A 12,412-nucleotide genomic window follows, 5' to 3' on the forward strand; every position below is an offset into this window, starting at 1 on the left:
GCGTTCTCTCCCGGGCTTTTGTCCCGCCGTGTAACCTCGCCTGAGGTCGACAGCTCTCGGACCAGCACCTGCGTGAAGCAGGCCGGAACCCTAGCCGTCCATTTCCAGATTGTCTGTCGAACCGGAGGTTGCGCCGGCTCCTTGCGCGCTCTTTAAAGCGGGAAGTGTGCCAGGGGCCATACCGCGGGTTGGTCGCTAGCTTTGTGCGGAGAAGGGCAAGTTTTTGCCCTGGGGCGGGGAAGGTGTGCACTGATGTGTGTCAGGGAGTGCACTCGATTCGGGCGTGAGAGGACGGGTATGCGCATCTTGCTCCAGAGCATTTGCAGGAGGCTAAACGCTTAAATCCCTACGCCAATTGGAAGAAATAGATTGTTGAGAGATATCGCTACGCGAACCTCATGCTTCTCAGTTTCTGGCTGCCCACCCGAACGAAGCCTGAAGTTGACGCAAAACATCAAACGTATCGCGGCTAGCTACGCCAAAATTTCGGCAAACGTTGGGAATTTTTACTTTTGTCGAGTTCTCACTGAATTGCTCATGAGTTGCAATACCCCATCCCATTGTTCTGGCCTTCGCGATGAGCCAAGGATCTGCTCCACCAAGGAAAAGATCTTTATTCGGGCGGCTGTAGCGCGCGACCGATTCAACGTGTTGAACAACCTCACCAAATGCGGCTTGGGTCGGCACATCGGCAACGTCGAGAAACCAACCGGTACCACGTCGGGCTTCTATCCACTGTGCAAGGTGATCGCCACGACCCGCGAGTTCGTCGTACACCTCTCCGATACTCGCGATAACCCCTTGCGCATTAGCGTTATCCAGCCAGTCCCAAAAGCCCGGGCAAATATCGTTTGCATCGTAACGATTTTGCGCCTCAATAAAGATGTTGGTATCCAGCAGGTACATTCTTATTATTCCCCGTACACGCTACTTGCGAGCTTCTTCAAGTTTGCAGGGGCGACTCCGAGCAAGCTGCCCGCATCACGCAGCAGCATTCGGCCCTCAAATGCGGTTTCTAGAACGGCCTTCGTCAGCAGCTTTCCGTTCCTCACCGCCGAAGTTTTATATGGATTTCCACCACTAGATTGCCGCGCAGCGGCCGCAGCCCATGCCTCGCGTTCAGCTTGATAGAAAGCGGCGAACTCATTCCAGGGCGCGAGTCTGAGTTCCACGGCCCGTCTGCCGACAACGACGCCACTAACCTTAAAGGTACGAGCGAGTTCGCGGACTTGCGCCACGAACCCAGCTCGATCGTTCCACCGAGCTCGAAACTCCGCCGCCGGAACCAAAAACTCTGCTGCCGTGGCATTGCACAGCCGCTCGACGTCGCCGCCGTGCTGCTGAGCGATACCAATCCTCTCGTTAGAGACTCCGCTCTCACCAAGCCACAAGTGCGCGATCTCGTGAATCAGCGTGAAAATCTGTGCGGCCTTCGCATCCTTGCCATTAAGAAATACGACCGGAGCATATTGATCTGCGACCACGAAACCCCGAAACTCATCGACCGACAACGGACGATGAGTATTGTTGCCCACGATTCCAGATCGCATTACTAGAATCCCCGCGTCCTCGATCCGAGCGATCAACAGTCGAAGGTAGTCCTCCCAGTTGGCGCAGTTAATGCGGTCCTCTGCCGTGACTTGTAACGTGCGACCAATATCAGCCGCAATGTCGGTTGGCGCACCGCGAACGTTAAATCGTCCGATAAACGCCAACGGCTCTTGGCCCTGCAGCCGTCGATATTCTCTGAACCAAGTTTGCTTCCGCATAACATCGTTGAATATGTCGCGGAAGTCGGCACTCAGCGGACGCACTGGATCGTCCCCCACCGTTCGGAAATCGGCAATCGGTAGGGCTTCCTCGGGCGGCTCAGGGAGGTAGAAGTAGCCGAAGGGAATGTGAGTGATCTCGGCAATGCGCTTAGCCTGGCGGAAGGTTGGCTTCCGTTCGCCAGTTTCCCAAGATACCACCCGCGCAGTGGCTGTTCCCAACTTGTCGGCCAACGCGAGTGCGTCTATACCGGAGCGCTGGAGCGCCCAAGTCAGTATCGCGGGATTGATCTGTGCCTCGGCCATGATTCGTATCGGTCGCTTCGACTCGGTCTTGTTCTCGTCTTGGGCTTGTGCGGGCCAGACGACGCTTCGGGTCCGGTACGAAATCATACCGGACGGCGACTACGAACGGCTTGTGCTCAAAACCCTAGCAGGAGACGAAAACGCCGTTGACACTGTCGTTGACAGAGCGCAGAAATGACAAAGGGTTAGCCGAAGCTAACCCTTTGATTTTACTGGTGGCGAATCAGGGACTCGAACCCCGGACCTGCGGATTATGATTCGGCGTGTGACGCGATAAGTTGCTGAAAATAAACGCAATATCCAAGTAAACAACCGAAACTGAAAGTTGTTTAGCCTCAGTAGTTTAGCGTAATTTCAGCTACAGCAGAAAAGCTGAGCGGTGCACCGAGGATGCACCGGCGGCCGCTTGCGGGCCGCTCTGCGCCACTGCAATTTCGATTGCCAGAGGTCTCAGACGACCCATCCCTCATGTGTCAATGAATTCGCGTCGCAAGCCTTATCCGATGAGATCTGCCGTCTAGGGGCATCGGTTCTGGACGACTGGTTAGAGCGTGTTAGGTACTTTTCATAATCGGTGCAGCATGAACGAGCATGAGCATGGCGAAGACGACGAAGTGCAGGCCTGCCAGGGTTTCGGGCAGGCGCTCGTAGTCGCGTGCCAACCGCCGGAAGCGGTTGAGCCAGCCGAAACTGCGCTCGACCACCCAGCGGCGGGGCAGCAGCACGAAGCCCTTCTTCGCCTCAGGCAGCTTGATGACCTGCAGCTCAATGCCTTCATCACGTGCGGCCTGTGCAGCAGTGTCGCCCGTATAGCCCTGGTCAGCAAACGCAAGTTTCACCGTCTGACCGGTGACGTGCTGAACCTGACGCGCAAGCTCGGCCACCTGCGCGCGCTCCTGCTCGTGGGCCGGCGTAATGTGCACCGCGAGCAGCATCCCCAGTGTGTCGACAGCCATGTGAACCTTGCTGCCCCGCTTGCGCTTGTAACCGTCGTAGCCCGCACGTGGCCCGCTTTCACACGTGGACTGCAATGTGCGTCCATCGAGAATGACCGCGCTGGGCTGGCCCTGACGCTGTTGCGCCACGCGCAGCACCGAGCGCAAATCGTTGACCATCGCCTCGAAACAACCCGCGTTCAGCCAGCGCTGCGTTTGCTGGTAGACCATTTCCCACGGCGGAAAGTTGGTCGGCAGCATGCGCCACGATGCACCCGCGCGCGCCATCCAACGAAGCGCGTTGAACATTTCGCGCAGTTCGTATCGGCGCTGCGGTGCATCTTCGTTCATCAAGGTCAGATACGGAGCGGCGAAGCTCCATTCCTCGTCCGAAACATCTGTCGGGTATGGCTTGCGTTCTATCATCCCGCCAGGTTACCAGGTCTGACAGAAAGTGCCTAACACGCTCTAAGCCGTACTGCCGTTGCTGAGCTGCGACCTGGCAGATTCAACAGCTACAATTTGATCGCTGGGTTACGAAGTTGCGATTCGTTGACTCTTGAGGGATAACAAGGGGCAGAGCGCGCGCCTCGCTAGCCTCCGTAAGCATCCAGAACCGGTGCATGGCTCCGCTGCTATCGTGGATAAGATCTCCGTTGAAGCTCGATCCGAGCTAATGGCCCGCATCCGCTCCAAGGATACAAAGCCTGAGTTGGCTGTGCGATCGATTCTTCACCGATTGGGCTTCAGATTCAGGCTTCATCGTAAGGATCTGCCTGGCCGGCCAGATATTGTCTTGCCAAAATATCGCAAAATTATTTTGGTCCAAGGCTGTTTTTGGCACGGCCACACATGCCGCTTGGCCTCGAAGCCCAAATCGAATCAAGTCTACTGGGCGCGAAAAATACTATCGAATCAGGAGCGCGATAGACGTACGCTGGCGTCCCTCAAGGACGCCGGCTGGTCTGTTCTCGAACTTTGGGAGTGCGAGATACGTGCTGGAAGGGGCCTGATTGAGCGTCTCGTGGATTTCATGCAGGCGTAGCCGGATTTGCGAGCCAAGCATAGAATTCCTGCACGTCATATCGCGCCAGTTCGAGAAGTCGGGCGGTCCCATCAGTCATTGCTTTGTTAAGGTCCGCGTTTGCTGCAAGCACCGCGTCTGCGTCAACGCACTTGGCGAGACGTTTGATCGCTCGAGTGGCTAGCGTGCATTCATCGGGCGGATTGGGTTGTTGGTTAGCGAGGCCAAGTGCATCCGGCGCCGGCACAAAAGTCGGTTCAAACTTCAGCGCGATGGACACAAGGTCTTCATGTTCCGCCTCCGGCAACACGCGATAGCCGATCACACTTTTCACTTCGATTTTTGAGGCGTGGCCAATTGCGAGGCCCGCTAGCCATTTGCACAGGCCAGTTAGAAAAATCGTGGCCACGCCACGAGAGCTGTCGGCGGCAGCTCGTAACGCAGCCTCATCCGAAATCGCAAATTTTTCCGCCGATGCTTGCTGGAACGTCTGGCAGACTTGCAGATTGTCGAGGAATTTCTGCAAGAAGATTTGCAGTACATCCGCATGAACATGTTCCTGTCCAGTCCGCGTGGTGATAAGCATCAGCCAAGGATTCTTGTTCTTCGCTTGTAGCGATAGCAGGCGGCTGACGGCGTTGTAGTGCGTGTCTTCAAGAACGCCCGGCGCGTGAATACCGAAACCATCGCAAAGGTCGAGGTTGATTACGTCGTATGGACCAAACTCCTTTGTTCTGTCCCACGCAAAAGAACTCTCATTTGCCATAAGACAAAAATTGTCGCCGATGACCTCTGAAATCGGGTCAACAAATTGAAGCTTGCGCACTTCGTGTAACGATATGTTGAGTTCGGTTTGAGCGTTGCTTAGCGGATTCGCGCCGCTATTGAAACCCAGAAACTTGAGCGGGATCTGTCTAGGCTGGCATACTTGATCGTGGAAATAGCGCAAGTCCAGCAGATCAACGCCGGGTAGCCCCAGATACCGCAGAGCGGTGGTATTTGCTTGGATTTCTGAAAGCAACGCCTCAATTTGCTCGCACCACTGGTGATGCCGCACGAATTGCTTCCTCGGCCGATGCCAGGGTAGGAAATCCTTTTTTTGGGGCAGCGGGGCCTCGTAGGCGACGGTCGCTACAATACCGTCAGCAAATCCCTCTTCGTCAGGCGGCGGATTTTGCATTATTCTTCGGAGGCCTCAAGTATCTCGAAAATAGCCTTCAGCAGCTTTTCCTGCTTTCGTTTAGGAACGGCATCGAGCAATCCGAAGGAAGCAAGTACCTGCGCGATAGCCTTCAGCTTCGCTTCGAGGATTGCATCGCGTGCGCGGGATTTTGATGTCTTGGCTCGTGTCCGCTCAGGGACGACTAAAGCACGGCTGAATACGTAGGCATCACCTGCTGTCGCGGTAGATTTTCGGCCGGTGTCAGAAAGCTCGATTGCGGGTGGCTCAGAAGCTGGATCGTCAGTTTCCTGTTTCCAGGTGTTGACTGCAACCCTTTGGATTTCCGAAACCGTAGCACCCTTATTTTCGTCGCGGATTTGCCCTCGGACTTCGCTCGCAAGGCGCTTTTGCGCAGTTGCGAGTTGCCGCAATGCGCTATATAACCATTTTGTTATATAAACCGCATGCGGATGCGCATTGTTAAACGATTCCCGGTCTATGTTCAGTGCACTGTCAAGACCCTCGCTGACGAATATTTCGCAGGTAATTTGCCTCAGCCTCGTCTGCTCAGAAACTTGGTAACGCATGAATGTCGGATCGAACAGCGTGCCGCTGGATCCATGGATTCGCACAAGCGCACCTTGGTGTTCGGTTGGGGCAACCTTCGGCGTCCAGAAAAGATAAGCTTCGAAGGCCAATGGGCCACCGCTCAATTCCCTCGGAAGTTTTTCGAATCGCTCTTGGCATTTCCCGAGAAAAACCAATGGCCTTTTTAGCGCATTGTTGGATGTTGGCAGTCCCCGATACTTGATCGGCCGGGATAGCTTTAAATTGTCAAAGTAAACGTCGAACCGGCCAACGTCCTCAACGGGGTCGGCGAGTTCCATTGCATCGCGAATTCGTTTCCCTTCTTCCGGCACGACACGCCGGGCTGCACCTTTCGGTGAATTGGCTAGCGCGAATATATCTGCCCATTCGGTTTGCGGCATGTCGAAAAGATGCCCGTCCACATACGGCAACGGTACGGCAAGGCTTAATTGCCACACCATTCTTAAGTAGTAGTCGAATATTCGATCAAGCTGAGGATTAGGGTTCGAGTGTTCAGCCTCGTCCCATACCGATTGGACTAATTTTCCGAATGCTTCCTCCGGGCCATCAGCCTTTTCCCAGGGGAGCACGAAATACTTGCCAGAGGTCTTTTGGAGCAGCTCGCCAGTTTCGTCATCCACTCTTCCGATATGAAAACGAGGCGGTTCGATCGACTGGCGTTCCTCCGGATCAGGATTTTTTTCGTTCTGAGCGATTGCTGACCATATTTCTCTGCTGCGCAGCGTATCCCTCGCCTGAGGCCGGATTGCTGTAAGTACAACCGTTGTGCCGTGAGTATCCTGGTCCGCCGCTTTTTCGCGCCAGATATTAACTTTGCCGGACTCGAATCTTTTTTTTTCGTCCGGCTCCGCGGCGGAAACTTCTTCATCGATGTATTGTTTTAGAGCGACGGTCGCAATTGTTCGGAATGCGTCACCCTTTACCTTCGTAATTATCTGGAACGTGTGGGTCAGCTGAGAAACAGAGAACAGGCCAATTCCGATCTTGCCAATGAGCTTGCGCCCACCTGGTGTTTTCGATGGATCATGCTGAGCTGTGACGCCCAACTCTCTCCCGGCATCGCTGCGCTTTGCGCTGCCACCGATGTGGAGCAAGAGATGCGCGAGCACCTCGGGAGTCATTCCATGTCCGTCGTCTTCAACCGAAATACGGCTGAAGCGCGGTGCGTCGGTCTTGACCACAACACGAGTTGCGTCGGCGTCGTACGCGTTGGAGATAAGTTCCCTTATCGCCGACGCGGGTTGGCGATATATGCCATCCGTGACCCGCGCGATAACACGTTCGTCCGTCTTCAATGTGGTCGAGACGACGTGTTCACTGTCCTGGCTCTGCCGAATATGCGCCACAAGTTCGGCGTCGGTATGAACCTCAGGTATGGTCTGGGAGCTGTTGGCCATGTGCGACTAGATGCCTGATAAGGCCTGCTTTACGGCCGCAGCAATGCTTCGGCCCAATGGAGGAGGAACTGCATTCGAAACCTGCTCAACCTGCTCGGACAGATTACCCTCCAAGACGAATCCCTTCGGAAATCCCTGCAGGAGCATAGCTTCATAGATGCTGAGCCGACGCGTTCCCGTCGGGTGGACGTATATCTCTCGATGGCCAAAAGCGATAGTTGGGCTCGGTTCATCCCAATCAAGCTGCTTAAAACTTCTACCGTCGATACGTGGTCCACTCGGATTCAGGAACCGCGGCGATTTCGGTCGCATCGTCCAATGGTTCTGGTGAACGGGAATGTCGGCGGGGTCCAAACCACGAGCAAAGTAAGCAGGGGGAGCCAAGTGGCCAATCGCCTCTCTTACCGTAGTCAATCCCCGCTTTTTTTGAGGCACGACTTTTGCGTATCCGCGCCGCTTTCTCATAGCGGAAAGCACAATACGGCGCCTATTCTGCGGCACACCGAAGTCTAGCGAACAGAGTTCTTTTTCTGTAACGTCTAAGCCCAGCTCATCCAATCCGTCCAAAATGGATTGATACGTGTCAGCATGCTTCTTGTCTCGGATGCCCAGAACGTTCTCAAAAACAACAAATTCGACGGAATAGTGCTTTTTCAACTGCCGGACGATTTCAAGATACAGCGCGGGAAGCTCGTTCCGTGGGTCATCCGGCTGAGAGCCAGTGTTGGCGCGAGAAAATCCTTGGCACGGTGGCCCACCAATCAATCCAATACTAGATTTTGCGGGAATCCGCTCTTTGGCTAGACGCAGCACGCCTTGCGGACCCAGTTCAATGAGATCCGCGGCTACGCTATGTGTGCAGGCGAAATTTCTCTTATGGGTGCGGATTGCGGCCTCAGAAAGATCGATCGCCAAGGGAATGCAAAACCCTTCTGCGTGAAAGCCCCAATCCAAGCCGCCAGCACCACAGAAGAGGCTGATAATTTGCGGAAGCTCTGGCTTCGAGGTGCTAGATTGAATATACGAATTGGGGAGCACCTTCTTGACAGAAGCAGTAGTGTTGGGCTGCATCAATGGCGCCTTTTCTCGTTTTCCTGAATGCTATTTATCTTCGGCTCGGGGGCCTTATGCTCGGGCAAAAGTGGATATCGCCCGGCTAGATATTGCCGAACCGCCTCCCGCACCACCCACGAAGTGGAAACATGGCTTTCCCGGGCGATCTTCTCAAGCTCGGTAAGCTGTTCGGCGGGCAAAGAGACAGTGGTTCGGACAGATTTTCCCATGATAACCGCCAGTTTCGTCGGATGCATCACTTTACATCACCTTGATGCGCAGTACCACCTTGGACTCGCTGGCATTCCTGGCCGAAGCCCGCGCGTCACATGCCGACCGAACTACTTGCTCTGGCTCGGAGGTCATCGGGCGTAGCTCTCGGTAATGAGATGAAGTCGCGCTCCGCCATTGTCTCGTAGGTGCCTCGAAAGGGTAGGTACAGTTCCACAACCCACGAATCGGCCTCTTTTCGCCCTGCAAAAGGGTGAAGGACTTCGCCATCTGGACGCTTGCGGTCAAATCGCAGAACCCCTTCGTGCGGGTACGGGTGTGCGTGCCGAATCTCCATCATCCGTATGACGACTTCGTGGGGAAAGCCGGGGTGCGCAGAAGTATGCGCGGCGTGGACCGCCGCACGAATCGATTCCTCGACTGCAAGGTGGCAACGTGCAATATCCTCTTCATCGAACACCTCTTCTTTGACGATATAGGGCGGCCCTTCATACCAGTGCGGATCGTCGTGGTCCAACCGGATCGCCAAGATGGTTCGCGCCCCGACATCGGTGCAACGCCACCATCCGGTGCAATCCATGAAGGTCAGGCCGATATGAAAATCGGTGTGTTTCATGAAAACTCCTCGTGCCGATAGCATGCCGCTAGCCCGCTACTCATTGGGGCTGCAAGGTTTCGCGGACAGCAGCCATTGCCTCACTGAAATCCAGGCGCGTCGCTCGTCCAGTTTCGGCCTGGTAGAAAACGACCATGAACAAGTTCGCAACTGCCTCGGCCATTTTCGATAGCTCCCGAGCGGTGCACTGGTCCATGAAGTCCAGGTCAGCGAGTTGCGTTGCGGCGTGATGGATAACTTGCTGCGCTTCGGTATTATGCGTAGTTGCCATGCTTCACCTCTCTTGCAGGTGTTGATACGTGGAAGTGCCGGCCGGTTGCCGCCGGTCGGTGCGCTTTCTAAGCATCGTCTTGCGTTGGGCGTTGCCTGTTCACGAACGCGGCTACCTCGTCGTTCGTGGTGGTGCCGGCCGTCGCATTTTGCTGACCTCCACCGAGACTGTCGCCGGCGAAACTCGGTCCGGCGTCGATGCCGGCGCCGCTCTTGCTCGAAATTGCCGATGCGATTTTGCCGCCCGTCGTCAGCGCGACTCGTTCCTTGGCGGTATCCGCGATGTTCGCGGCCTTGCCCTTGGCGATTTCGCCTGCACCCTTGGCGAGATTCCCACCCATGTCAGCGGCGAATCGACCGGCCGTGCTCATCGCCGATGCGAAGCCACCGCTGCCACTCGAACCACCAAGCGAAGCACCGCCCGAACCACCGCTGATACCGCTCGAGCTGCCGCCGTCCGAGAACATGCCGCGACCCTCGGCCATGTTCTGCTGCGCTGACTGAAACGCTGCCTTGAGCGCCGACGCCCCACCGGCCGCGCTTGTCGCGTCAGCCATCGCAGCAGAACCGACCGAAGCCGCCGCGCTCGCAGTCATGGCGGCAGCACCCATCACCGAACCAACCCCTACGCCACCTATGGACCCAGCGCCGCCAACCCCAACGATGCCTGCGATCCTCGGCGGCACCTTGTTCGTGAGATACATCAGCACGAATGCGGCGATGAGCATGATCGCCATTTCCTTGAGGTCGATGCCGGCTCGCATGCTGGCGTAGTACTCGTTGATGAACGTTCTGCCGATGCCGATGAGCAGCAGCATCACCATCATCTCGGCACCGATCGCCAGGACATGCTTGTAGTAGCTGATTGCGATGTCCGACGTCCAGCGCGCCCCGCCAAAGCCTAGGAAGAACACTCCGCCGTAGATCATGATCCAGGCCGACACGAAGACCAGCAGCAGGTTCACACCGACAATCGTGAGGACAATCATCACCACCAACGCCATGAGAAGGCCTACCACGCTGTCCGTTGGCGACCAGACCGACGACTGATCGAGCGCCTTGGTGAAAACGTCGTAGCCGATTTGCACGATACCTCCTGGCGTAAAATCGGTTGACTGGCCGATGGCCTTGGCACCGATCATCCACATCGACTTGACGATGGAGTCGGCAATCGCGGGGCCATTGAACAGAATCCACCAGAAGAAGCCGAGCACGGCGAAGAAGCGAACGATTTCGGCAAACGCCTCTTGAATGCCGGCGTTTCGCAACGCCATCATTCCGAAGGTCCACACCATGCTTATCAGCGCGAGGCCCCAAAAGAGCCACGATGCGTAATTGACCATGACGCTGCCCCACGCGCTGGCTGCGGCCTGGTATTTCCCCATCACCGAATCGACCACATCGGCATTCATCGGCGCGGCCGTCACAGTCGCCGAGTACGCGACGGCCATCAAGCCGAGCACTGAGAGTTTGCCGCCGTTGGAAAACATCGTTTTCATAGTGCTGTCCTTCGTCATTGATCGTTTTTCTGCGGTTGTGACGGCGTATCGCCCCATGACCAGTTTTTTGGAGACGGGATGACGATGTTGCTGCCATCATGCAGTTGTTTCGCTGCGGCAGCCCGCTGGGAATCGGTCTGGGTGCTCTTGTCATTGCAGCCTGCAAGGAGCCCGATCAGTGAGAGCGAGATAATGAATTTCATCGTCGCCCCCTTATTGAAAGCTCCAGTTTTTCGGTGTCGGGGTGGTGATGTTGCTGCCATCACGAAGCTGCTTTGCCGATGCCGCCTGCTGGGCCTCTCGATCTGCAATCACCTGTGCGCGGGTGGCGGCCGCTGTTGCCTGAGCTGTCAGCATGCCCCGGATTTGCAGGAGCTGGTTTGTCTGCGCGCTAGCGAGCTGGTTCGCAGCCTGCAGCGCCTGCATTTGTCCCTGCGCACTCGTCGCTTGTGACTGCAACTGGCGAAGGTTCGCGGCGTCTGTCGCAAGCGTTTGTTGCTGCTGATCGACGCCCTTCAATACGGCATCGTTTGCCTTTTTTTGCGCCTCAGAGCCGTTCGCTTGCGCATCAAGCAATGCTTGCCGCTGTGCGTCTGTGCAACCAGTCGAGGTGAAGCACGGCGACGAGCGGTAATAGGCCACGTCTTGGTAACGCGACAGATACCCGTCGATGCTTCCAGCCTGGTTCTTGTAGTAGTTCAGCGTGTCCTGTGCTTGTAGGAGCTTGCTGATGGTCTGGTTTGCCTGATCCCACACGTAGGCAGCCGGCGCGAGCGTGTTTTGCAGCATGTTTTGGTATTGCTGCAACTGCGTCTCGTACTGCTGAATCTGTTTCGTGACCGCCGCCACGTTTTGCATGGCACTGATGGTCGTTTGAACAACGTTCGTCGCGTCGATAACGGGGATGCCGGCCTGTACCGGGCCACCGAATGCTGCGGTGATTCCGATAGCCAGTGCCATCTTGGTGGCCTGGCGCGTTGCTCTACGCATCTTGCTTCTCCTTCGATTTGTGAGACGCCGCGCCGCGAACCGAACATCAGTAGCGATGGGATGCTCGTTTTAGCGGCTAAAAAAAATCATCCGAGCACTATTCGCTTCATGACAGCTCGCAATTCGTCCTGTGTGGCTTCGATCTTCGCCAGCAGCGCACGGATGGTTGCGGGCGTGAACCCGGCCGTCCGCTCATCGTTCGTCAGCCAGAGCTTCAACAGGCCACCGAGGCGACCGAGGTCGCCATTGACTCGGGCTAAATCCTGGACCTGAACGAGATCGAGGATGCCGCGAACCTCATAGCCCACACCCACGTTGCGCAAGTAGGCGGCGATGCTCAAGCCAGTGGCCGCCGCATTGCGCTTTATTGCTGCCTCCTCGTCGGGCAAGACGGGCACGCGGAGGTGACGACCATGCTTGCGCGTTGTCATCTTTTTCTCGTCATTCATCGCTTCTCCAAGCCGGTGTGAACCGGCACTGAGCGGCGGTAGCCGCTGCCTCGCAGAGCAGGATTCCCGTTGAGCGCCGAGGGCGCGAATAAGGGGAGTGAA

At 56.2% G+C, this 12,412-nt stretch carries 14 protein-coding genes and 1 riboswitch; of the genes, 1 reads left to right on the plus strand and 13 read right to left on the minus strand.

The window, feature by feature from the left end; translation table 11 throughout:
- Nucleotides 1-5: 5 nt before the first annotated feature.
- A riboswitch (guanidine-I (ykkC/yxkD leader) is annotated at nt 6-105 on the minus strand.
- A gap of 300 nt (nt 106-405) precedes the next feature.
- The 3 genes from OKW38_RS21825 to OKW38_RS21835 all read right to left on the minus strand — a co-directional run bounded on the left by OKW38_RS21825 (nt 406) and on the right by OKW38_RS21835 (nt 3,433).
- Entirely contained in the window at nt 406-906 is a 501-nt protein-coding gene (locus OKW38_RS21825) for a DUF4411 family protein (protein ID WP_429363005.1), read from the minus strand.
- Between the two features lie 5 nt (nt 907-911).
- Nucleotides 912-2,075 (minus strand): ImmA/IrrE family metallo-endopeptidase, encoded by a 1,164-nt coding sequence (locus OKW38_RS21830; protein WP_429363007.1) that lies wholly within the window; start codon nt 2,073-2,075, stop codon nt 912-914.
- Between the two features lie 554 nt (nt 2,076-2,629).
- The gene (locus tag OKW38_RS21835; protein WP_429363759.1) at nt 2,630-3,433 is read right to left on the minus strand and encodes an IS5 family transposase; all 804 of its coding nucleotides are present in this window, start codon (nt 3,431-3,433) and stop codon (nt 2,630-2,632) included.
- Nucleotides 3,434-3,650: 217 nt separating this feature from the next.
- Here OKW38_RS21835 and OKW38_RS21840 point away from each other — a divergent pair, with 217 nt between their 5' ends.
- A complete protein-coding gene (locus OKW38_RS21840) occupies nt 3,651-4,055 on the plus strand; it encodes a very short patch repair endonuclease (protein ID WP_429363009.1) in 405 nt (134 codons plus the stop codon).
- Here OKW38_RS21840 and OKW38_RS21845 read toward each other — a convergent pair.
- The 10 genes from OKW38_RS21845 to traJ all read right to left on the minus strand — a co-directional run bounded on the left by OKW38_RS21845 (nt 4,042) and on the right by traJ (nt 12,310).
- Nucleotides 4,042-5,214, minus strand: coding sequence for a PP_RS20740 family protein (locus OKW38_RS21845; protein WP_429363011.1), 1,173 nt, complete (start codon nt 5,212-5,214; stop codon nt 4,042-4,044). The genes OKW38_RS21840 and OKW38_RS21845 overlap by 14 nt on opposite strands.
- Nucleotides 5,214-7,202, minus strand: coding sequence for an ATP-binding protein (locus tag OKW38_RS21850; RefSeq protein ID WP_429363013.1), 1,989 nt, complete (start codon nt 7,200-7,202; stop codon nt 5,214-5,216). The genes OKW38_RS21845 and OKW38_RS21850 overlap by 1 nt, the downstream gene beginning before the upstream one ends.
- 6 nt (nt 7,203-7,208) lie before the next feature.
- Nucleotides 7,209-8,273 (minus strand): DNA cytosine methyltransferase, encoded by a 1,065-nt coding sequence (locus OKW38_RS21855; RefSeq protein WP_429363014.1) that lies wholly within the window; start codon nt 8,271-8,273, stop codon nt 7,209-7,211.
- Nucleotides 8,273-8,512, minus strand: coding sequence for a CopG family transcriptional regulator (locus OKW38_RS21860; protein ID WP_082721626.1), 240 nt, complete (start codon nt 8,510-8,512; stop codon nt 8,273-8,275). The genes OKW38_RS21855 and OKW38_RS21860 overlap by 1 nt, the downstream gene beginning before the upstream one ends.
- Nucleotides 8,513-8,580: 68 nt before the next feature.
- Nucleotides 8,581-9,102 carry a hypothetical protein gene (locus OKW38_RS21865; RefSeq protein ID WP_429363016.1) on the minus strand — a complete coding sequence of 174 codons (522 nt, stop codon included), beginning with the start codon at nt 9,100-9,102 and terminating at the stop codon, nt 8,581-8,583.
- Nucleotides 9,103-9,142: 40 nt separating this feature from the next.
- The gene (locus OKW38_RS21870; RefSeq protein ID WP_429363018.1) at nt 9,143-9,373 is read right to left on the minus strand and encodes a type I toxin-antitoxin system ptaRNA1 family toxin; all 231 of its coding nucleotides are present in this window, start codon (nt 9,371-9,373) and stop codon (nt 9,143-9,145) included.
- Nucleotides 9,374-9,440: 67 nt separating this feature from the next.
- A complete protein-coding gene (gene trbL, locus OKW38_RS21875) occupies nt 9,441-10,862 on the minus strand; it encodes a P-type conjugative transfer protein TrbL (protein ID WP_429363793.1) in 1,422 nt (473 codons plus the stop codon).
- A 23-nt stretch (nt 10,863-10,885) separates the two neighbouring features.
- On the minus strand, nt 10,886-11,074 hold the full coding sequence (locus tag OKW38_RS21880; RefSeq protein WP_081082787.1) for a hypothetical protein: 189 nt from the start codon (nt 11,072-11,074) through the stop codon (nt 10,886-10,888).
- Nucleotides 11,075-11,084: 10 nt separating this feature from the next.
- Complete coding sequence (gene trbJ / locus OKW38_RS21885; RefSeq protein ID WP_429363020.1) at nt 11,085-11,861, minus strand: P-type conjugative transfer protein TrbJ; 777 nt, start codon at nt 11,859-11,861, stop codon at nt 11,085-11,087.
- A gap of 86 nt (nt 11,862-11,947) precedes the next feature.
- Nucleotides 11,948-12,310: a conjugal transfer transcriptional regulator TraJ gene (traJ, locus tag OKW38_RS21890; protein WP_017423590.1), complete on the minus strand. Its 363-nt coding sequence runs from the start codon at nt 12,308-12,310 to the stop codon at nt 11,948-11,950.
- Between the last annotated feature and the right edge of the window lie 102 nt (nt 12,311-12,412).

Origin of the sequence: Paraburkholderia sp. MM5496-R1 (assembly GCF_050436205.1) — a bacterium.
GTDB classification, from domain to species: domain Bacteria; phylum Pseudomonadota; class Gammaproteobacteria; order Burkholderiales; family Burkholderiaceae; genus Paraburkholderia; species Paraburkholderia tuberum.